General features: G+C 52.4%; 20 protein-coding genes. 12 read left to right on the forward strand and 8 right to left on the reverse strand.

Annotation, left to right across the window (positions count from 1 at the left end):
* Window position 1: 1 nt before the first annotated feature.
* The 5 genes from SK32_RS14310 to tctD form a co-directional block, all read right to left on the reverse strand.
* Window positions 2-559, reverse strand: coding sequence for a polysaccharide biosynthesis/export family protein (locus SK32_RS14310; protein WP_048212978.1), 558 nt, complete (start codon window positions 557-559; stop codon window positions 2-4).
* A 1-nt stretch (window position 560) separates the two neighbouring features.
* The gene (locus SK32_RS14315; RefSeq protein ID WP_048212979.1) at window positions 561-1,847 is read right to left on the reverse strand and encodes an outer membrane beta-barrel protein; all 1,287 of its coding nucleotides are present in this window, start codon (window positions 1,845-1,847) and stop codon (window positions 561-563) included.
* Window positions 1,837-3,252 (reverse strand): undecaprenyl-phosphate glucose phosphotransferase, encoded by a 1,416-nt coding sequence (locus tag SK32_RS14320; RefSeq protein ID WP_048212980.1) that lies wholly within the window; start codon window positions 3,250-3,252, stop codon window positions 1,837-1,839. The genes SK32_RS14315 and SK32_RS14320 overlap by 11 nt, the downstream gene beginning before the upstream one ends.
* Before the next feature lie 450 nt (window positions 3,253-3,702).
* The gene (locus SK32_RS14325; RefSeq protein WP_048212981.1) at window positions 3,703-5,115 is read right to left on the reverse strand and encodes a sensor histidine kinase; all 1,413 of its coding nucleotides are present in this window, start codon (window positions 5,113-5,115) and stop codon (window positions 3,703-3,705) included.
* On the reverse strand, window positions 5,102-5,776 hold the full coding sequence (gene tctD, locus SK32_RS14330; RefSeq protein ID WP_048212982.1) for a transcriptional regulator TctD: 675 nt from the start codon (window positions 5,774-5,776) through the stop codon (window positions 5,102-5,104). Before tctD ends, SK32_RS14325 begins: the two co-directional genes overlap by 14 nt.
* A gap of 153 nt (window positions 5,777-5,929) precedes the next feature.
* Between tctD and SK32_RS14335 the strand changes: the two genes are divergently transcribed.
* From SK32_RS14335 to SK32_RS14345, 3 genes are read left to right on the forward strand one after another with little or no spacing between them, the layout of a single operon-like run.
* Window positions 5,930-6,907, forward strand: a complete 978-nt coding sequence (locus SK32_RS14335) for a Bug family tripartite tricarboxylate transporter substrate binding protein (protein ID WP_048212983.1) — start codon at window positions 5,930-5,932, stop codon at window positions 6,905-6,907.
* 14 nt (window positions 6,908-6,921) lie between these two features.
* On the forward strand, window positions 6,922-7,356 hold the full coding sequence (locus SK32_RS14340; protein ID WP_086523429.1) for a tripartite tricarboxylate transporter TctB family protein: 435 nt from the start codon (window positions 6,922-6,924) through the stop codon (window positions 7,354-7,356).
* 10 nt (window positions 7,357-7,366) lie between these two features.
* Window positions 7,367-8,881 (forward strand): tripartite tricarboxylate transporter permease, encoded by a 1,515-nt coding sequence (locus tag SK32_RS14345; RefSeq protein WP_048212984.1) that lies wholly within the window; start codon window positions 7,367-7,369, stop codon window positions 8,879-8,881.
* Window positions 8,882-8,972: 91 nt separating this feature from the next.
* Here the strand turns inward: SK32_RS14345 and SK32_RS14350 are convergent, their stop codons facing one another.
* Window positions 8,973-9,869, reverse strand: a complete 897-nt coding sequence (locus SK32_RS14350; RefSeq protein ID WP_048212985.1) for a LysR family transcriptional regulator — start codon at window positions 9,867-9,869, stop codon at window positions 8,973-8,975.
* Between the two features lie 98 nt (window positions 9,870-9,967).
* On the opposite strand from SK32_RS14350, the gene SK32_RS14355 reads away from it, so the two are divergent.
* The 7 genes from SK32_RS14355 to csiR all read left to right on the forward strand — a co-directional run bounded on the left by SK32_RS14355 (window position 9,968) and on the right by csiR (window position 18,137).
* Window positions 9,968-10,570, forward strand: coding sequence for a short chain dehydrogenase (locus SK32_RS14355; RefSeq protein WP_048212986.1), 603 nt, complete (start codon window positions 9,968-9,970; stop codon window positions 10,568-10,570).
* Between the two features lie 259 nt (window positions 10,571-10,829).
* On the forward strand, window positions 10,830-11,807 hold the full coding sequence (glaH, locus tag SK32_RS14360; RefSeq protein ID WP_048212987.1) for a glutarate dioxygenase GlaH: 978 nt from the start codon (window positions 10,830-10,832) through the stop codon (window positions 11,805-11,807).
* 19 nt (window positions 11,808-11,826) lie between these two features.
* Complete coding sequence (gene lhgO, locus SK32_RS14365; protein WP_048212988.1) at window positions 11,827-13,095, forward strand: L-2-hydroxyglutarate oxidase; 1,269 nt, start codon at window positions 11,827-11,829, stop codon at window positions 13,093-13,095.
* A 23-nt stretch (window positions 13,096-13,118) separates the two neighbouring features.
* Window positions 13,119-14,567, forward strand: a complete 1,449-nt coding sequence (gene gabD / locus SK32_RS14370) for an NADP-dependent succinate-semialdehyde dehydrogenase (RefSeq protein WP_048212989.1) — start codon at window positions 13,119-13,121, stop codon at window positions 14,565-14,567.
* A 25-nt stretch (window positions 14,568-14,592) separates the two neighbouring features.
* Window positions 14,593-15,876 carry a 4-aminobutyrate--2-oxoglutarate transaminase gene (gene gabT, locus SK32_RS14375; RefSeq protein ID WP_048212990.1) on the forward strand — a complete coding sequence of 428 codons (1,284 nt, stop codon included), beginning with the start codon at window positions 14,593-14,595 and terminating at the stop codon, window positions 15,874-15,876.
* A 128-nt stretch (window positions 15,877-16,004) separates the two neighbouring features.
* Window positions 16,005-17,405, forward strand: a complete 1,401-nt coding sequence (gene gabP, locus SK32_RS14380) for a GABA permease (protein ID WP_048212991.1) — start codon at window positions 16,005-16,007, stop codon at window positions 17,403-17,405.
* Window positions 17,406-17,450: 45 nt separating this feature from the next.
* Window positions 17,451-18,137: a DNA-binding transcriptional regulator CsiR gene (gene csiR, locus SK32_RS14385; RefSeq protein ID WP_048212992.1), complete on the forward strand. Its 687-nt coding sequence runs from the start codon at window positions 17,451-17,453 to the stop codon at window positions 18,135-18,137.
* Window positions 18,138-18,149: 12 nt separating this feature from the next.
* On the opposite strand, the gene lysM is transcribed toward csiR, so the two are convergent.
* Both lysM and SK32_RS24885 read right to left on the reverse strand, forming a co-directional pair.
* Window positions 18,150-18,599: a peptidoglycan-binding protein LysM gene (gene lysM / locus SK32_RS14390; protein WP_003037241.1), complete on the reverse strand. Its 450-nt coding sequence runs from the start codon at window positions 18,597-18,599 to the stop codon at window positions 18,150-18,152.
* Window positions 18,600-18,694: 95 nt separating this feature from the next.
* Window positions 18,695-18,853, reverse strand: a complete 159-nt coding sequence (locus SK32_RS24885) for a YqaE/Pmp3 family membrane protein (RefSeq protein WP_003037242.1) — start codon at window positions 18,851-18,853, stop codon at window positions 18,695-18,697.
* 184 nt (window positions 18,854-19,037) lie between these two features.
* Between SK32_RS24885 and SK32_RS14400 the strand changes: the two genes are divergently transcribed.
* Entirely contained in the window at window positions 19,038-19,337 is a 300-nt protein-coding gene (locus SK32_RS14400) for an ArsR/SmtB family transcription factor (RefSeq protein ID WP_048212993.1), read from the forward strand.
* Window positions 19,338-19,346: 9 nt separating this feature from the next.
* Window positions 19,347-19,874 carry a rhodanese family protein gene (locus SK32_RS14405; protein ID WP_048212994.1) on the forward strand — a complete coding sequence of 176 codons (528 nt, stop codon included), beginning with the start codon at window positions 19,347-19,349 and terminating at the stop codon, window positions 19,872-19,874.
* Window positions 19,875-19,913: the final 39 nt, after the last annotated feature.

Here is a 19,913-nt window from a genome sequence, read left to right on the forward strand (position 1 = left end):
GTTAGAAGAACCCCATGCCAATAATCACGACATCCCCAGGACGAACAGAGTGCGTTAAATCAACATTCTCAAGTAGCTGATTACTACCGGAGAGGCGAATGTTGATATCTTTGCGATCTGCACGGTCAGTAAATCCCCCCGCCTGAGCAATAGCTTTCTCTACGGTAAGTCCCGGCTCCCAGGCGAATCCATTCGGGCTTTTTACTTCCCCTGACACGTAGAATTTGCGGAACTCGGCAAGACTCACGGTCACCATGGGATTAACCATGTACCCGTTGCGTAAGCGTTGAGTTAATTCAATATTCACCTGTTCTGGTGTTTTATCTTTTAAACCCAGCACGCCGATATAAGGGAAGTTTATTGTTCCACTCTTATCCACGATAAATTTCATCGTCATTTCGGGTTCCCCGTAAACAACGATATTGACAGTATCCCCCGCCCCAATTCGGTAATCCTCTGCCACCGCAGCAGGATCGTCCATTAATGGTGGCCTGGACGTTGTGCATCCGACCAACAGGATACTGAATAGCAAAAACGCGCACAGTTCTATTATTTTCATTTTAGATCTGAACCTTAGCTTTAAGCATAATCATAGAATTATCATAACCCAACGTTCTAATGACTTCCTTACTGTCGTCGGGACCGATATAAAACGAATCAGTATCCTTATTTGAATTCAAGGTATCTAATTGATATTTAATCTCAAAATTGACAGACGGCGTGTAGTCATAGCTCATGGTTACACTAAATACACCATTTTTATCATGTCGATCCTTGTTCTGTTTTTTATAGTCTTCCGTGGTGTATGAGTAGTCCAGCAAAGTAGAAAAACGATTGCCCAGCCAGAAATGCTGGTAAGAAATCCCATACTCAGTCACTAAGATATACCCCCCAACTTCCGAGGGATCTTTAATACTTTGAGCAGAATGGGCGGTGAAGACTGACTGATTTAACGGCTTCCACTCCCCCTTTATATCCCAGTTTAGACCATTAAAATCACTCGAGTTTGCGGCATTTTCAAATGTTTTGTACAGCCATGAAATATTCATGTCGACGTTGGTTTTCCCCGTCAACTGCGATTTCAGACCGTAAAGCAAATAGTATTCATTACTGTCTTTTTCTGAGTTGTTATCATAGTGACGCTGATTAGTAATAAAACTATAGCGAAAGCGCGTTCTGGAGGTGTATTGGTCAAAAATTTCAGCCACCAGACTATTTTCATGCCATTCCTGCTGCTGAATATAATTGTAAAAATCCGGGCTGGTATCCTGCACATCCGAGGTATTCCCGAACGTCAGTTTTTTATACAACAGTGCCAGTTCCGCTTTGCCGCGTCCATCTGGTGCGCCATAGCTATAGCGCAACTCACTGTTGATAAAATTATTCGTCAGCGGAGAGTTAATTCCATACTGGCGGAACTGGTTCGGCAAAAAGCCCTCTGTGATATCGCGGCCGCGAGATTCATGCCCAATTGAATCTTCCAGATTCAGGGTTAAGCCGTGCATTTGCCCATAACGCCAGGCACCGTTAAAACGGAAAAAATGGTCGTTATAGTTATCGGCAGAATCGCTTGAGTAGTTACGATAATCGCCTGAATACATTAGCAAATACTTATCCTGTCCGCGCTCACCGATCATACTAAACACAGGTGCCGCGCTCTGGAACGCTGAACCTATCGCATCGCGGTTATGGGGCTGATAAGTTACGTTATCATCATAACCGTAATCCACAGCAGCTTGGCCCTGGAAGTCGATCCCCGCAAAGCCAATGTGTGATTTCGGTGTTAGATCAGCCCATGCGGACTGCGATATCACGATTCCGGTAATAACTATTAATTTAGTATGCATTCTTACCGACAAATCCTTTGAAAATAGTTTTAATAATAATTTTTATATCCAGCCATAACGACCAGTTTTGAATATATTCAATATCATACTGAACGCGCTTTTCCATCTTATAAAGTGCATCGATTTCCCCACGGAAACCGTTAATCTGCGCAAGCCCGGTGATCCCCGGCTTAACTTTATGGCGGATCATGTAGTTTTCGACCTGTTTGCGGTACTGTTCATTATGCGTAACCGCATGAGGTCTGGGACCGACAATAGACATACTTCCCTGCAATACATTAATGAATTGCGGGAGTTCATCAAGAGAGGTGCGTCGCAAGAAACTACCAAATTTTGTCACGCGCGGATCATTCTTAGTGGCCTGGATAACCGTATCGGAATTCTCCATAACTCGCATCGAGCGAAACTTCCATACCTTAATTTTTTGTCCGCTCAGGCCGTATCGATCTTGTTTGAAAAACACCGGACCACGGGAGGTAAGTTTAATACCAATAGCTATCGCTAACATCAGTGAGGAGATCATCACCATAATGATGCTACCGAGAATCAGGTCTTCCGCACGTTTAATAAATGAACCGGCCCCTTCAAACGGTGAGCTAAAGATGCCAATGGTTTGCAGGTTGTGGATCGAGCGCAGCTTGGACATATTGTTACTGTAGGTATAAAAATCAGGAACAATATAGGTATCTACCGTGGTATCCGACATCATGGCCAAAAAGTGACGAATACGATGTAATGCCACCATCGGCAATGCGATATAGATCTCGTCGATATTCCCTTGCTTAGCCTCTTCAACCAGATTAATGACAGGACCGCGAAAGGGACTTTTTATCTTATCCACGATATCACCACAGCGGGACAACGCGCGTTCATCATAAAAAGCCAAATCTAATTTGATATTGGAGTATTCAGCTATCAATGCTTTTTCTGCTGCCACGCCGTTGTCGGTAAGACCAATAATCGCCACACGAATGTTTTTTTTCGTTGAATATTTAAAAATGAAAAAACGAATAAAATAAAGAAAAGGTAAAGGAATGAAATACCAGTAAACAATAGGGGATAAAAATGACGGTGTCAGGCTTGTCAGGTATCCAAGTGACTCCGGTTCGGCCACCGTCATGCTGATCACTTCGTTGAACGAGATTGCCAGCAGCGTACAGAAAAGCAGCCGTTTTTGGTTACGTATGCCGATGGTTTTTATCTTCTGCTGGTACATTTTTGTGTATTCAGCAAGCAACAGGAAAAACACTGAGAAGAGGATGCTCAGAATGACAATGGTCTTAAACGGCACCATATTTAACAGATGGGCGCTAAAAATTAACGTAATATTGATTACAATAAAATCGACCAGCTTTAAAAAGACTGGATATCCTTGACTGCTAATCTTTAGCGAATTTTTAAGCATATCTCAGCCCATTATTTATTGATATTTAATTGTTTTTTTCTCTTTTCATGTTGCTAATTATATCACAAGTCTAAAAAACGCAATGGTACATTGTCAGTAAATGTAAAAAATAATGTTGACTAGTGTGACTATCACCCACGTTCCATTTATATCATTATGATTTTCATCATTAATTTCAGAATGAACGTTTTATCACCACCGCCAAAAAAGATGAGAATTTACAACACAACCGTTATTGACAGATAGCACTTCGTAGACTATGAAAAGCCGTTATATGTATGACGAATAGCATAAATCGTTTCTCTTTTTCCCCTAAATAGCCGTTGAAATTAATTAACTGCACCGCAATACAAATAAAATCAATAAATCACTTTCCGTTATTATTAATAATGATCGGCTTTCTTATCTGTAATTTTCTTAAGAATAATCTGCACCAGTGAAATAAAGATATCAGTTCGTGATGCTTAAAAATCGTACTCGTACGCTCAGTCCTCCTAACGTATCGCTGCGCGACAACTGCGGGTGTGTACGGTGTAGACGCGCAATATCGTTGACCAGAGCCAGGCCTATCCCTGCCCCCGGGACGTTGCCGACGTTATCCAGGCGATGAAAGGGCTGTAACGCCTGATGCACCTGTTGTGCATCAATACCTGGCCCGCTATCTTCAACCACCAGCATCACAGCTTCTCCCTCGCACATTAAACGCGCCGTCACCACGCCCTGCGCTGGCGTATATTTCAGCGCATTATCCAGCAGATTTCCGCACAGTTCACCGAGTAGCACCTCATCCCCTTCAATCCACAGCGCCTCCTGCTTCCCTTCATAGCCCAGATCGATCCCTTTACTACGCGCCTGCGCCAGTCGGGTAAAACAGCTGGTTTGCACCACCTCATACAGATTAACCGGCGAGAAATGCCTTTCCCCTTGCTCTTTGCGCTTCACCGCTGAAAGCTGTAACAACCTTTCCGTCAGCTGAATAGTGTTATCCAGCGTTGAACTCATCGCCTGTAAGCTTTCATACCATTGCTGCGGTTGCGGGCTCGCCAAAGCCACTGCCGCCTGCGTTTTTAGCACTGCCAGTGGTGTTTTGAGCTGATGGGAAGCATCTGCGCTGAAGCGTTCCTGGCGGGAGATAAGCCCTCGCAGTCGATCGATATAGCGGTTGAACGCGACAATCAGCAAACGGGTTTCCGACCACGGCAGCAGCTCAGGCAGCGGCGTCAGTAGCCCCGGCTCACGACGCACCATCAGCGAAGACAGCTGGCGCATCGGGCGTAACACCCGGCGCAGCAGCCAGCCGACCAGAACCAAAGTGAGCAGCACCAGCAGCCCTTGTGAAACCCACGAGGAAAACAGCAGCTGTCGCGCCAGATAGCGCCGCGATTGCAGCGTTTCGGCGACATAAATTTCAGCCATGCCGACAATACCGCCCTCATTGACCGGCTGGAGCAGGCGTGCCACGCGGATCGCCTCACCGCGATATTCCGTGTGATAAAACCACGCTAACGCCGGATACAGCCGGGTACGCGAGGTCGCGGGCGGCATGGCCGGTAAATCGTCATAACCCGAGATAACCTTCCCCGCCGGATCGACCACCTTGTAATACAGCCTGTCGTTCATGTTCAGTTCAAAGCTGTCCAGTACCACCCACGGCACGTTGACTTCCAGGTGTTTATTGCGCACCACCAGCCGCTCAGAAACCGTTCTGGCCGATGAGAGCAGCGTCCGGTCATACGCCTGCGTCGCGGCCTGTAATGCGCTAACGTAGCTGTTAAACGCCGAGAGTCCCCACAGCAACAGCAGCGGTAGCCCCAGAAACATCAGCAGTTGCAGGTACAACGACTGGGGCTTAACCCATCTCATCGCAGCGTTCCAGCACATAACCCAGGCCACGCAGCGTGGCTATACGCACGTCGCTCCCTTGCAGTTTCTTCCGCAACCGATGGATATACAGCTCAATGCTTTCGGGGCTGACCTCATCGCTCAAACTGAACACCTGCTCAAACAACTGTTGACGTGAAACCGGACGCAGTCGACGGTACATCAGGACTGTCAGCAGGGCCTGCTCACGCGGCGTAAGCGCCAACGGTTGTCCTTGCAACAGAAAGTAACCTTCATCATGAAACGCTAACGCCCCCAGTTGCTGTATCCCTTGCACCTGGCCTGCGCTACGCCGCAGCAAGGCCCGCAACCGGGCATCAAGCTCTTCAATCTCAAACGGCTTAGCCAGATAATCATCGGCCCCGACGTTCAGTCCCTTCACCCGATCGGCTACCGCGCTGCGCGCCGTCAGTAACAAAACCGGCAGCGTCTGCCCGCGTTTGCGTAGGCGCTGGACGACTTCCAGACCATCCAACCCCGGCATGTTGATATCCAGTACCGCCAGCGCGTAGGTTTCACTGTGTAAAAGATGATCGGCCGACTGGCCATCAAACACGCAGTCAACGGCAAAACCGTTTTGCACCAGCGCTTTCTCCAGCCAGTGAGCTAACTCACGGTTATCTTCCGCTAATAAGAGACGCATATCACATCCTGTAAAGTTTCTGCCGCATTGAAAGGGAATTGAAAGGTTAATGTTTTAACAATCACGCAACCGAACTGCTACACATCGGCTCACATAATCACAAAAATCTTCTTCCGTACCCGAAAATCCGGTTTTCCGGCGTGAGGATAAACAATGAAAAAACAATTACTTCGTACCCTTACTGCAAGCATTTTATTGATGAGTACTTCTGCTTTAGCCGAACAAGCGCCATCGCGCACCGAATGCATTGCTCCGGCAAAACCCGGCGGTGGGTTCGACCTCACCTGTAAGCTGATTCAGGTGAGCATGATGGAAACTGGCGCCATCGAAAAACCGATGCGCGTGACCTATATGCCCGGTGGCGTGGGTGCCGTGGCCTATAACGCTATCGTCGCGCAACGTCCTGCCGAAGCCGGAACCGTCGTGGCCTTCTCCGGCGGCTCCCTGCTAAATCTGTCGCAAGGTAAATTCGGCCGCTATGGCGTCGATGACGTGCGTTGGCTGGCAAGTGTAGGCACTGACTACGGCATGATTGCCGTGCGTAGTGATTCCCCCTGGAAGACGCTGAAAGACCTGCTGACTTCCATGGAGAAAGATCCCAACAGCGTGGTGATTGGCGCGGGTGCTTCTATCGGTAGCCAGGACTGGATGAAGTCGGCGCTGCTGGCGCAAAAAGCCAACGTTGATCCGCACAAAATGCGCTACGTCGCCTTTGAGGGGGGTGGCGAACCGGTGACCGCGTTGATGGGCAATCACGTCCAGGTGGTTTCCGGCGATCTCAGTGAAATGGTGCCCTATCTCAGCGGCGACAAGATCCGCGTGCTCGCGGTGTTCTCTGATGAACGTCTGCCGGGCCAGTTAGCCAATGTCCCTACCGCCAAAGAGCAGGGCTATGACCTTGTTTGGCCGATTATTCGTGGCTTCTACGTTGGGCCAAAAGTGAGCGATGCGGATTACCAGTGGTGGGTTGATGCCTTTAATAAGCTCCAACAGACCGACGAATTTAAAAAGCAGCGTGATCTGCGTGGCCTGTTCGAGTTCAACATGAGCGGTAAGCAACTCGATGACTACGTGAAGAAACAGGTCACTGATTATCGTGAGCAGGCAAAAGCCTTCGGTCTGGCGAAATAAGCCCGGGGGCAAAGATGATGAGCGATCGTATTTTCGCGGGTATCTGGCTGTTGCTCTGTATAGCCGGGCTGTTCGTGGCCTGGCAAATCAGCAGCGAATACAGCTATGAACCCGTTGGGCCGCGTCCCTTTCCGCTTGGCATTATTAGCTTGATGCTCTTGTGTGCCGTCGCGCTGCTGTTGCGCCACCCGGACACCATCAGTTGGCCTCGCCGCCACGTGCTGAAAAAGTTGCTCACGATGGTGATTGTGCTGCTGATGTACGCCTGGGGGTTTGAATGGTTGGGCTTTCCCATTGCCACTGCCATTCTCACCGTGGTGATTGGCATGCTGTTCGGCGCAACCATCCCGGCAGCGGGCATTTCCGGTTCGGTTCTCGGCATTCTGTTGTGGTACGCCTTCGACCGACTGCTTGACGTCACCTTACCACTCGGCGCCTGGCTGGGTTAACGGAGAAACGATGGATACCTGGATTTATCTTTCTCAGGGTTTCGCAGTGGCGATGACGCCGGAAAACCTGGTTATTGCCTTGATCGGCTGCTTTGTCGGCACCATCGTTGGGTTGCTGCCTGGCCTGGGGCCGATCAATGGCGTGGCGATCCTGCTGCCGCTGGCCTTCGCTTTGCATCTCCCTGCGGAATCTGCGCTGATCCTGTTGGCGACTGTTTATATCGGCTGCGAGTACGGCGGGCGCATCTCCTCTATCCTGCTCAATGTTCCTGGCGATGCGGCAGCCATTATGACCGCCCTTGACGGCTATCCAATGGCCCAACAGGGACGCGGCGGCGTGGCGCTTTCTATCTCAGCGGTCAGTTCTTTCTTCGGTTCGCTTATCGCTATCGGCGGCATCATTCTGTTTGCCCCGGCGTTAGCACAATGGTCGCTGTCATTCGGTCCTGCAGAATACTTTGCCTTAATGGTCTTCGCCATTGCCTGTCTCGGCAGCATGATGGCGCAGAACCCACTGAAATCATTTCTGGCAGCGCTTATCGGTCTCGGACTCGCGACCGTCGGCGTAGACGCCAACACCGGGGTTTATCGCTTCACCTTTGACAGTGTTCATCTCTCCGACGGTGTGCAATTTATCGTGGTAGTGATTGGGCTGTTCTCTGTCTCAGAAATATTATTAATGCTGGAACATACCAGCAGTGGCCAAACGCTGGTACGTAAAACGGGCCGTATGCTGTTCAATGCCAAAGAAGGTATGCAGTGCGTAGGCACAACGCTGCGCTCATCGGTGATTGGCTTTTTCGTCGGCGTCCTGCCCGGCGCCGGGGCCACCATCGCCAGTGCTATCACCTACATGACCGAGAAGAAGCTCAGCGGTAACAGCGACAGCTTTGGGAAGGGGGACATTCGTGGTGTTGCCGCACCTGAGGCGGCCAACAATGCCTCGGCCTGTGGCTCGTTTATCCCAATGCTGACGCTCGGCGTACCAGGTTCGGGCACCACGGCGGTAATGATGGGTGCGCTGACGCTGTACAACATCACGCCAGGCCCGGCAATGTTCACCGAACAACCGGATATCGTCTGGGGACTGATTGCGGCGCTGCTGATTGCCAACGTGATGCTGCTGGTGATGAACATTCCGTTAATCGGTCTGTTCACCCGCATGCTGACCATTCCGCTGTGGTTCCTGGTTCCGGCCATTGCGGCGGTTTCGGCGGTCGGCGTGTATGCCGTCCACAGTACGACCTTTGATCTGGTACTGATGGTCGGTCTCGGCGTACTGGGATACATTTTGCGTAAAATGCACTTCCCGATGTCTCCGTTAATTCTCGGATTTGTGCTCGGGGAAATGCTGGAGCAGAACCTGCGTCGCGCCCTGTCCATCAGTAATGGCAGCATGGATATTCTGTGGGCCAGCGGCGTGGCGAAAGTCCTGCTGGTGATGGCGGTCATGGTTATCGTTATCCCGCCAGTACTGCGCCTGATCCGCAAACACAACAATAAGCCGCAGGTGGACATCGGCTAACAAATTGCCGGATGGCGGCGCTATTGCGCCCTATCCGGCCTACAATTTGGCTCGGTTGTAGGCCGGATAAGCGCAACGCCATCCGGCATTTTTATTTTCCGCGCAGCCCCAGCGTTCCTTCCAGCACATGTTCAACAAACTGCGTCAGCTTGGGCAGTGGACGCAAATCCTGGCGCCACAACAAATGAATTGGCCGCGGCTCTGGCGTAAACCCCTCCAGCACCCGGACCAGCCGACCATTCGCGAGCTCTTCTGCCAATAAAACCTCTGGTTGTAACAGCAGCCCGGCTCCCGCTACCGCCGCCATACGCAGGCCGTGGCCATCATTACAGCGTAGAATCGCATCACGTTTCCACCTGACCTCACCCGCCACACCCGGCAGTTTCCATTCATTACGTGCCGTCCACACGGTATGCGACAAACACAGATGATCCACCAGATCCACGGGCGTTCGAGGAGTGCCGTATCGGGCAAGATAGTCCGGCGACGCACAGATGGCCATACGGTACGGACACAGATATTTCGCCACCACATCCGTCTGATGAATATCACCAATACGTATCGCCAGATCGACCCCTTCATCGACCAGATCCACCATTCGGTTAGTCAGATCTAACTCAATGCGTACCTCTGGCCAGGTTTGCAAAAAACCCGCGGCCAGCGGCGAGATAACACAGGCGCCAAAAGACGTGGGCGCGCTTATGCGTAGCGTCCCTGCTGGTGCCAGCCGCAGACGCTCTACCGAACGTTCGGCTATCGATACCTGCTCCAGCACGCGACGGGCTTCTTCAAAATAGACGCGCCCGGCGTCGGTCAGACTCTGACGGCGTGTGTTACGTTCCAGCAGACGCGTACCGAGCTGCGCTTCCAGCAGGGCGATATATTTCCCCACCATCACCGCAGATATCTCCAGTCGCGTTGCCGCACCGGTAAAGCTTCCACTTTCCACCACCGCGATAAACGTTTCCATGCTGCGCAGCTTATCCATATTGCAAACCTCTGGTTAGTAATCATCTAACTTTTAGCCAGTTTATCTGATTTCATTTTCATTAAAGAATAGCGGCTCACACTATTGCGGAGGTGGTTATGAAAATCGTCATTATTGGTGCCAGCGGTACAGTGGGTCGTGCAGTCACAGAGACGTTGAGCCGTAAACATGAGGTTATCCGCGTGGGCCGCACGCAGGGTGATTATCAGGTCGATATCACCTCACAAGAGAGCGTACAGGCGCTATTTGAAAAAACAGGACGCGTGGATGCGATTGTTTCCGCCACCGGCAATCTGTTCTTTGGCCCGCTATCAACGATGACCGACAGTGAATTTAATCAGGGCCTGCAGGATAAGTTGTTAGGCCAGGTGCGTCTGGCCTTAACCGGGCAACATTACCTGAATGATGGCGGTTCCATTACGCTTATCAGCGGCATTATCGCCCATGAGCCCATTGCCCAGGGGGCAAATGCGGCAACGATCAATGCCGGGCTGGAAGGATTTGTGCGCGCGGCTGCCTGTGAGCTGGAACGTGGTCAGCGTATTAACCTGATAAGCCCGACCGTACTGAGTGAATCTGCTGAAGCCTACGATGGATTCTTCCCAGGCTTTGAAAGCGTGCCAGCGGCAACTGTGGCCAACGCTTACCGCCGCAGCGTGGAAGGCATTCAAACCGGACGTATTTATAAAGTCGGTTACTAACATTTTTACTGCCGCTGTGCCCCTGCAGCGGCAGTATTATTAATCTTCTGTTTCTAAATAACATTCTCCAGTTTATCTCCCGCGTTTTTCATTTAACCTCACTCTTTATAATGTTAAATATTTGTTGCTTTTGATCACAAATAATAAACAAATAAGCTCATTCTGTGCGCGTTTTTCAAAAATGTAGATATTTTTAATTTATGGCTACGAAACGAGCTGCGCCATATCTCCCTGACAATCTACTGAGAGGAACGATTTGATGAACGCACTGACTGCCGTAAAACCGAACGCTGAAGATCCAGCCCAGCACTACAGCGGTTTCACGCTGAAACCTTCAGCCCAGTCCCCACGCCTGCTGGAGCTGACTTTTTCCGCTGAGACCACTGAGCAATTTCTGCAGGCCGTCGCGCAGTGGCCGGTGCAGGCGCTGGAATACAAATCTTTCTTGCGCTTCAAAGTCGGCAAAATCCTCGATGACCTGTGCGGCAATCAGTTGCAGCCTCTGTTGCTGAAAACGTTGCTCGATCGTGCCGAAGGCGCACTGCTGATCAATGCCGTGGGCGTGGATGATGTGGCGCAGGCAGAAGAGATGGTCAAGCTGGCCACGGCGGTAGCGCATCTTATCGGACGCTCCAATTTTGATGCGATGAGCGGTCAGTACTATGCGCGCTTCGTGGTAAAAAACGTTGATAACTCAGACAGCTATTTGCGCCAGCCGCACCGTGTTATGGAGCTACACAACGACGGAACCTACCTCGAAGAGATCACCGACTATGTGCTGATGATGAAGATTGACGAGCAGAACATGACCGGCGGTAACTCGCTGCTGCTGCACCTTGACGACTGGGAACATCTGGATCAGTACTTTACCCACCCGCTGGCGCGTCGCCCCATGCGCTTTGCCGCGCCGCCAAGCAAAAACGTGAGCCAGGACGTGTTCCATCCGGTATTTGACGTTGACCAGCAGGGTCGTCCGGTGATGCGCTACATCGACCAGTTCGTCCAGCCAAAAGACTATGAAGAAGGCGTCTGGCTGAGCGACCTGTCCGACGCGCTGGAAACCAGCAAAAGTATTATTTCCGTACCGGTTTCAGTGGGTAAATTCCTGTTGATCAACAACCTGTTCTGGCTGCACGGTCGCGATCGTTTCACCTCGCACCCAGACCTGCGCCGCGAACTGATGCGCCAGCGTGGCTATTTCGCTTACGCGACAAACCACTACCAGACTCATCAGTAAGCGCGAAGGAAAAAAGCGGATGTATGATTTTGTGATTATTGGCGGCGGCATTATCGGCATGTCGACCGCCATGCAACTGATTGATGTCTATCCGGACGCCAGAATCGCGCTACTGGAAAAAGAGTCCGGCCCGGCCTGCCACCAGACGGGCCACAACAGCGGTGTCATTCATGCCGGGGTCTATTACACCCCCGGCAGCCTGAAGGCGCAGTTTTGCCTGGCCGGAAATCGCGCCACAAAAGCCTTTTGCGACCAAAACGGCATCCGCTATGACGTCTGCGGAAAGATGCTGGTCGCCACCTCAGAGCTGGAAATGGAGCGGATGCGCGCGTTATGGGATCGCACTGCCGCTAACGGTTTAGAGCGCGAGTGGTTAAACGCCGAAGAATTGCATGAGCGTGAGCCAAACATTACCGGGCTGGGCGGGATTTTTGTCCCGTCGAGCGGGATCGTCAGCTACCGCGGAGTCACCGCCGCGATGGCGAAGATTTTCCAGGCCAAAGGTGGCGAGATTGTTTATAACGCCGAAGTCAGCGCGCTGAAAGAGCATGCGACGGGCGTGATTGTCCATACCCGTCAGGGCCAGGAATATGAGGGCGCGACGCTGATTACCTGCTCAGGCCTGATGGCCGATCGGCTGGTGAAAATGCTTGGCATCGACCCCGGATTCATTATCTGCCCGTTCCGCGGCGAATATTTCCGCCTGGCGTCAGAACATAACCAGATAGTCAATCATCTGATCTACCCGATCCCCGACCCGGCAATGCCATTCCTTGGTGTACATCTCACCCGGATGATTGACGGCAGCGTCACGGTCGGCCCCAACGCCGTGCTGGCATTTAAACGTGAAGGCTACCGTAAGCGTGACTTCTCGCTCAGCGATACGCTGGAGATCCTCGGCTCTTCTGGTATTCGCCGCGTGCTGCAAAACAACCTGCGATCCGGGCTTGGCGAAATGAAGAACTCGCTGTGCAAAAGCGGATATTTGCGGCTGGTGCAAAAGTATTGCCCGAGCCTGACGCTTAACGATCTGCAACCGTGGCCTGCGGGCGTGCGGGCACAGGCGGTATCACCTGATGGCAAGCTAATTGACGATTTCCTGTTTGTCACCACGCCACGCTCAATTCACACCTGTAACGCGCCTTCTCCGGCGGCAACATCGGCAATCCCTATCGGTGCACATATTGTCAGCAAAGTTCATGCGCTGCTGGAGAACCAGAGTAATCCCGGACGCACGCTGCGTGCGGCACGTAGCGTGGAGACATTACACGCCGCATTCACCCGTTAACCTTTTTAAGACAGGAAGCAATTATGCAACTTAACGATCCCACCTTGTTTCGCCAGCAGGCACTGATCGACGGCCACTGGCGTGACGCCAACAGCGGCGAGACCCTCGCGGTGACCAACCCCGCCAACGGTCAGAAATTAGGTAGCGTACCGAAAATGGGGGCGGATGAAACCCGCGAAGCGATTAACGCCGCGAATCGCGCCCTGCCCGCGTGGCGGGCGCTAACCGCCAAAGAGCGGGCCAACATCCTGCGCCGCTGGTTCAACCTGATGATTGAACATCAGGACGATCTCGCCCGCCTGATGACCCTGGAACAGGGTAAACCGCTGGCGGAGGCCAAAGGCGAAATCACCTACGCCGCTTCCTTTATTGAGTGGTTTGCCGAAGAGGGCAAACGCATTTATGGCGATACGATCCCTGGCCATCAGGCCGACAAACGCCTGATCGTCATCAAACAGCCGATCGGCGTTACCGCCGCGATTACGCCGTGGAACTTTCCCTCAGCGATGATCACCCGTAAAGCCGGTCCGGCGCTGGCGGCAGGTTGCACGATGGTGCTTAAACCCGCCAGCCAGACGCCATTCTCCGCGCTGGCGCTGGCAGAGCTGGCTAATCGCGCCGGGATCCCGGCAGGTGTTTTCAGCGTGGTGACCGGTTCTGCGAGCGCGGTCGGTAATGAGCTGACTGGCAACCCGCTGGTACGCAAGCTGTCGTTTACCGGCTCAACCGAAATTGGCCGTCAGTTAATGCAGCAGTGCGCCAAAGACATCAAAAAGGTATCGCTGGAACTGGGCGGCAATGCGCCGTTTATCGTCTTTGACGATGCCGATCTTGATAAAGCCGTGGAAGGTGCGCTGGCCTCGAAATTCCGTAACGCCGGGCAAACCTGCGTCTGCGCCAACCGCCTGTACGTTCAGGACGGCGTGTATGAGCGTTTTGCCGAAAAACTTCAGCAGGCGGTGAGCAAACTGCATCTCGGCGATGGTCTGCAACCAGAGGTCACTACCGGACCGCTGATCGACGATAAAGCGGTTGCCAAAGTGCAGGAACACATCGCCGATGCTCTGGATAAAGGCGCGCGCATTATCGCGGGCGGTAAACCTCATGCGCTCGGCGGTAACTTCTTCCAGCCCACCATTCTGGTAGATGTGCCTGACAACGCGAAGGTCGCCAAAGAAGAGACGTTTGGCCCACTGGCGCCGCTGTTTCGTTTTAAAGACGAAGCCGACGTCATCGCTCAGGCCAACGACACCGAGTTTGGTCTGGCCGCCTATTTCTACGCCCGTGATTTGAGCCGCGTCTTCCGCGTTGGCGAAGCGCTGGAGTACGGCATCGTCGGGATTAACACCGGCATTATCTCCAACGAAGTCGCCCCGTTTGGGGGAATCAAAGCCTCCGGTCTTGGCCGTGAAGGATCAAAGTACGGCATCGAAGACTACTTAGAAATCAAATATATGTGTATCGGCCTTTAATAAAATAAATACTGGAGAACACCTGATGAGCACCAACAAAGAACTCATGCAACGTCGCAGCAACGCCGTTCCCCGTGGCGTAGGCCAGATCCATCCAATTTTCGCCGAGCGTGCAGAAAACTGTCGGGTCTGGGACGTTGAAGGCCGTGAATTCCTCGATTTTGCCGGAGGTATTGCAGTGTTGAATACCGGGCACCTGCATCCGCAGATTGTCTCTGCGGTAGAAGCGCAGTTGAAAAAGCTGTCCCATACCTGTTTCCAGGTACTGGCCTATGAGCCATACCTGGAGCTGTGCGAAATCATGAACAAGAAAGTGCCGGGTGATTTCGCCAAGAAAACACTGCTAGTCACCACCGGCTCCGAAGCGGTGGAAAACGCGGTAAAAATCGCTCGCGCCGCCACCAAACGTACCGGGACCATCGCCTTTAGCGGTGCTTACCACGGCCGTACCCACTACACCCTGTCGCTGACAGGGAAAGTGAACCCATACTCTGCCGGAATGGGACTGATGCCGGGCCACGTGTATCGCGCGCTTTACCCGTGCCCGCTGCACGGCATCAGTGACGACGATGCTATCGCCAGCATTCATCGCATCTTCAAAAACGATGCCGCGCCGGAAGACGTTGCCGCCATCGTGATTGAACCCGTTCAGGGCGAGGGGGGTTTTTACGCCGCCTCGCCGGCCTTTATGCAGCGCCTGCGCGCCATTTGTGACGAACACGGGATCATGCTGATTGCCGATGAAGTACAGAGCGGCGCGGGTCGTACCGGTACGTTGTTTGCCATGGAGCAGATGGGCGTTGCGCCCGATCTCACCACCTTCGCTAAATCCATCGCCGGAGGCTTCCCACTGGCCGGCGTGACCGGACGCGCCGACGTCATGGACGCTATTCCACCGGGCGGTCTGGGCGGTACCTATGCCGGTAACCCAATTGCCTGTGCCGCTGCGCTGGCGGTACTAAACATTTTCGAGCAGGAAAATTTGCTGCAAAAAGCCAACGAACTGGGGCAAACCCTGCGTGAAGGCCTGTTGGCTATCGCGGAAACCCACCGCGAGATTGGCGACGTACGCGGGCTGGGTGCGATGATTGCTATCGAACTGTTCGAAGATGGCGACCATACGAAACCAGACGCCAAACTGACCGCCGAAATTGTCGCACGTGCGCGAGATAAAGGGCTGATCCTGCTCTCCTGCGGGCCTTACTACAACGTGCTGCGCATACTTGTCCCACTCACCATTGAAGATGCGCAAATCCGTCAAGGGCTGGACATTATCGCTCAATGCTTTGATGAAGCTAAGCAAGGTTAAAACGCAGGCACCCGTGCCGGATAGCGACGCAAAAGCGTCCTATCCGGCCTACAAAAAGTACCACCTGTTTGCCGGATAAGCGAAGCGCCATCCGGCAAACAGGCCAAAAACAATAACGGGGTAAGAAGATGGGGCAACTGTCACAATCACATGATTTAGGGGGCGGGCTGAAATCACGCCACGTCACCATGCTGTCTATTGCCGGGGTAATCGGCGCAAGTCTGTTTGTCGGTTCAAGCGTGGCGATTGCAGAAGCCGGTCCCGCAGTATTATTAGCCTATCTGTTCGCCGGATTGCTGGTGGTGATGATTATGCGCATGTTGGCCGAAATGGCCGTCGCCACACCGGATACCGGTTCTTTTTCCACCTACGCCGATAAGGCCATCGGCCCTTGGGCGGGTTACACCATCGGCTGGTTGTACTGGTGGTTCTGGGTGTTGGTTATCCCACTGGAAGCGAATATCGCCGCCATCATTCTGCACTCCTGGGTGCCTGGCATCCCCATCTGGCTGTTTTCTTTGGTTATCACGCTGGCATTAACCGGCAGTAATTTGCTGAGCGTCAAAAATTACGGTGAGTTCGAGTTCTGGCTGGCGCTGTGCAAAGTGGTTGCCATTCTGGCGTTTATTACCCTCGGCGCAGCGGCGATTAGCGGCTTCTATCCCTACGCTGAGGTCAGCGGGGTTTCGCGCCTGTGGGATCAGGGCGGCTTTATGCCCAACGGTTTTGGCGCCGTGATCAGCGCAATGTTAATCACCATGTTCTCCTTTATGGGCGCAGAGATAGTTACCATCGCCGCCGCCGAATCCGATACCCCGGATAAACATATCGTTCGCGCCACCAACTCGGTTATCTGGCGTATCTCCATCTTCTATCTGTGCTCTATTTTTGTGGTGGTGGCGCTGATCCCGTGGAACATGCCGGGACTGAAAGAAGTCGGTTCTTACCGCTCGGTACTGGAGCTACTGCATATCCCACACGCGAAACTGATCATGGATTGCGTCATTTTGCTGTCGGTGACTAGCTGTCTCAACTCCGCGCTGTATACGTCCTCGCGTATGCTCTACTCCCTGAGCCGCCGTGGCGATGCCCCCGCTTTTATGGGGAAAACGAACCGCAGTAAAACGCCTTATGTGGCGGTGTTGCTGTCTACCGGGGCGGCATTCCTCACCGTTATCGTCAACTATTACGCCCCGGCCAAGGTGTTTAAATTCCTGATCGACAGTTCCGGTGCCATCGCACTGCTGGTCTATCTGGTCATTGCCGTTTCTCAACTGCGGATGCGCAAAATCCTGCTGGCGCGAGGCGGCGAAATTAAACTGAAAATGTGGCTCTATCCGTGGCTTACCTGGCTGGTGATCGCGTTTATTATCTTTGTGCTGGTGGTGATGCTGTTTCGCCCGGCACAACAGCTGGAAGTTATCTCTACCGGATTGTTAGCCATAGGCATTATTTGCACCGTGCCCATTATGTCGCGCTGGAAAAAACTGCTATCGTGGCAAAAAGCACCATTGCAAAATACGCATTAAATCTGATCCCGGCGCAGGCCGGGACATTTATTCAGGAGTAAGACCATGACCGCCATTTCCCAACCGACGGCCATTGATGGGTACCGCTGGCTGAAGAACGATATCATCCGCGGTGTGTATCAGCCTGATGAAAAACTGCGTATGAGCCTGCTGACCTCGCGTTATGATCTTGGCGTTGGGCCACTGCGCGAAGCGCTTTCGCAGTTAGTTGCCGAGCGGTTGGTGACGGTGGTAAATCAGAAAGGGTATCGTGTCGCCCCGATGTCAGAGCAGGAGTTGCTCGATATTTTCGATGCCCGCGCCAATATGGAAGCCATGCTGGTCGCGCTGGCCATTGAACGCGGCGGCGACGCCTGGGAGGCTGAAATTCTGGCGCGCGCGCATATGCTTAGTAAGCTTGAAGCTATTGACGCCAGTGAACAGATGCTCGACGAGTGGGATCTGCGCCATCAGGCGTTTCACTCGGCGATTGTCGCCGGTTGCGGTTCACAATATTTACTGCAAATGCGCGAACGACTGTTCGATTTGGCGGCGCGCTACCGGTTTATCTGGCTGCGAAAAACGGTGCTGTCGGTGGAGATGCTGGAAGACAAACACGATCAGCACCAAACACTGACCGAAGCTATTCTGGCACGCGATGCCGCGCGCGCCAGCGAATTAATGCGCCAGCACCTGCTGACGCCGATTCCGATTATTCAACAGGCGATGTCCGGTAAATTGCTGACGGAATAAGCCTGAATAATATTACTGCTCCGGAATACGTAAAACCTGCCCGGGATAAATTTTATCCGGGCTTTTCAGCATTGGTTTATTCGCTTCAAATATTTGATTATACAGATTGGCGTTACCGTAAACCTGTTTGGCAATCGCGCTCAGGGTATCCCCTGATTTCACGGTATAAAACTGGCTTTCGCTAGCGGGCGCAGAGGTTTTAACCTGATCATCGACGCTGGCGATACCAGAGATATTACCAATCGCAATCAGGATTTTTTCTTTCGCTTCCTGACTTAATCCATCACCAGAAACGGTGGCTTTGCCTTCGTTAATTTGGACGTCCACTTTATCCGCATCCGGAATACCGGTTTTATTCAGATGTTCCTGCACTTTTTTTGCCAGATCGGCTGTGTCATGATTTCCAGTGACCGCATCCCACAGTTTTTCACCCGCATCTTTTACAAAATTGAAGAGTCCCATATCCACCTCGGTAATTAACAATCAACCCCAAAAGTGTAGCAGAGGAGAACGAGGCGCAAAGAAAACGGCGCCAAAGCGCCGCTGTAGAAGGGGAATTAGTTACGCGTCTGTATCCAGAAGGCGTGGATCAGACCAGGGATGTACCCCAGCAGCGTCAGAACGATATTGAGGATGAACGCCCAACCAAATCCTTTACCCAGCAACACGCCGAGCGGAGGCAAAATAATAGTAAAAACGATTCTCCAGAAACCCATACACACTCCCTACAAGCAAAAAATTAATCATTGTTTAAAAAGAGATTTTATCTCTAAGAGTAGCCATTCTACCCAACTCCGCCAGCATTCCGCGGCTGCTTTACCCTCCTTTACGCTCTTTACGCTGGCGTACGTTGGTTATTTATTTTAGAATATACTTAATTTAGATTATGCTTAAATACATATGACTGAACTTGAACAACTCCAGGCCAGCGCGGAACAGGCTGCCGCGTTGCTTAAAGCGATGAGTAACCCGAAACGGTTGCTGATTTTGTGCATGCTCTGCGGTTCACCCGGTACCAGCGCAGGCGAGTTAGCCCGTGTTACCGGCCTTAGCCCTTCCGCCACTTCCCAGCATCTGGCGCGTATGCGTGAAGAAGGTCTGATAGCAAGCCAGCGCGATGCCCAGCGCATCCTCTACTCCATTAAAAATGCGGCCGTGAATTCGCTGATCGCCACATTAAAAACACTGTATTGCCCATAAGGAGCCATCATGACTATTGGGACGATTTCCCCGCGCGAGGCGCAGACACTGGTCGCACAGGGTGCAAAACTGATTGATATCCGCGACGCTGACGAGTATCTGCACGAGCATATTCCTGAGGCTCATCTGGCACCGTTGCCCGCGCTTGAGCAGGGATCGCTGCCTGCGAATTTACGCGCCGAGCAGGTGATTTTTCACTGCCAGTCAGGCAAACGTACACAAAATGCGGCAACAAAACTGAGCGCCATTGCTGCGCCCGCGCAGGTCTGGCTGCTGGAAGGTGGAATTGACGGCTGGAAAGCCGCAGGGTTGCCGGTGGCGAAAGACAGTTCACAACCGTTACCGCTGATGCGTCAGGTGCAAATAACCGCAGGTAGCCTTGCCTTGCTTGGCGTCATTCTCGGTTACGCCGTTAACAGCGGCTTCTTCTTACTCAGCGGTTTTGTCGGGGCCGGGCTGATTCTCGCTGGCGTGACCGGCTTTTGCGGCATGGCGCGTCTGCTGGACAAAATGCCCTGGAACCGACGTACTCATTAAGCAGTAATCATTGAAACAGCACTGTACCCGCCGGTTGAC

Origin of the sequence: Citrobacter sp. MGH100 (assembly GCF_001034465.1) — a bacterium.
Lineage (GTDB): Bacteria > Pseudomonadota > Gammaproteobacteria > Enterobacterales > Enterobacteriaceae > Citrobacter > Citrobacter youngae.

What these genes read in the sequence shown, in the direction of transcription:
- csiR (WP_048212992.1), top strand. Translation starts at nt 17,451, where the DNA reads ATGACCGCCATTTCCCAACCGACGGCCATTGATGGGTACCGCTGGCTG.
- SK32_RS14320 (WP_048212980.1), bottom strand. Translation starts at nt 3,252, where the DNA reads ATGCTTAAAAATTCGCTAAAGATTAGCAGTCAAGGATATCCAGTCTTT.
- SK32_RS14355 (WP_048212986.1), top strand. Translation starts at nt 9,968, where the DNA reads ATGAAAATCGTCATTATTGGTGCCAGCGGTACAGTGGGTCGTGCAGTC.
- lhgO (WP_048212988.1), top strand. Translation starts at nt 11,827, where the DNA reads ATGTATGATTTTGTGATTATTGGCGGCGGCATTATCGGCATGTCGACC.
- gabP (WP_048212991.1), top strand. Translation starts at nt 16,005, where the DNA reads ATGGGGCAACTGTCACAATCACATGATTTAGGGGGCGGGCTGAAATCA.
- SK32_RS14335 (WP_048212983.1), top strand. Translation starts at nt 5,930, where the DNA reads ATGAAAAAACAATTACTTCGTACCCTTACTGCAAGCATTTTATTGATG.
- glaH (WP_048212987.1), top strand. Translation starts at nt 10,830, where the DNA reads ATGAACGCACTGACTGCCGTAAAACCGAACGCTGAAGATCCAGCCCAG.
- SK32_RS14340 (WP_086523429.1), top strand. Translation starts at nt 6,922, where the DNA reads ATGATGAGCGATCGTATTTTCGCGGGTATCTGGCTGTTGCTCTGTATA.
- SK32_RS24885 (WP_003037242.1), bottom strand. Translation starts at nt 18,853, where the DNA reads ATGGGTTTCTGGAGAATCGTTTTTACTATTATTTTGCCTCCGCTCGGC.
- SK32_RS14405 (WP_048212994.1), top strand. Translation starts at nt 19,347, where the DNA reads ATGACTATTGGGACGATTTCCCCGCGCGAGGCGCAGACACTGGTCGCA.
- gabT (WP_048212990.1), top strand. Translation starts at nt 14,593, where the DNA reads ATGAGCACCAACAAAGAACTCATGCAACGTCGCAGCAACGCCGTTCCC.
- SK32_RS14350 (WP_048212985.1), bottom strand. Translation starts at nt 9,869, where the DNA reads ATGGATAAGCTGCGCAGCATGGAAACGTTTATCGCGGTGGTGGAAAGT.
- SK32_RS14310 (WP_048212978.1), bottom strand. Translation starts at nt 559, where the DNA reads ATGAAAATAATAGAACTGTGCGCGTTTTTGCTATTCAGTATCCTGTTG.
- SK32_RS14345 (WP_048212984.1), top strand. Translation starts at nt 7,367, where the DNA reads ATGGATACCTGGATTTATCTTTCTCAGGGTTTCGCAGTGGCGATGACG.
- lysM (WP_003037241.1), bottom strand. Translation starts at nt 18,599, where the DNA reads ATGGGACTCTTCAATTTTGTAAAAGATGCGGGTGAAAAACTGTGGGAT.
- SK32_RS14315 (WP_048212979.1), bottom strand. Translation starts at nt 1,847, where the DNA reads ATGCATACTAAATTAATAGTTATTACCGGAATCGTGATATCGCAGTCC.
- SK32_RS14325 (WP_048212981.1), bottom strand. Translation starts at nt 5,115, where the DNA reads ATGAGATGGGTTAAGCCCCAGTCGTTGTACCTGCAACTGCTGATGTTT.
- SK32_RS14400 (WP_048212993.1), top strand. Translation starts at nt 19,038, where the DNA reads ATGACTGAACTTGAACAACTCCAGGCCAGCGCGGAACAGGCTGCCGCG.
- gabD (WP_048212989.1), top strand. Translation starts at nt 13,119, where the DNA reads ATGCAACTTAACGATCCCACCTTGTTTCGCCAGCAGGCACTGATCGAC.
- tctD (WP_048212982.1), bottom strand. Translation starts at nt 5,776, where the DNA reads ATGCGTCTCTTATTAGCGGAAGATAACCGTGAGTTAGCTCACTGGCTG.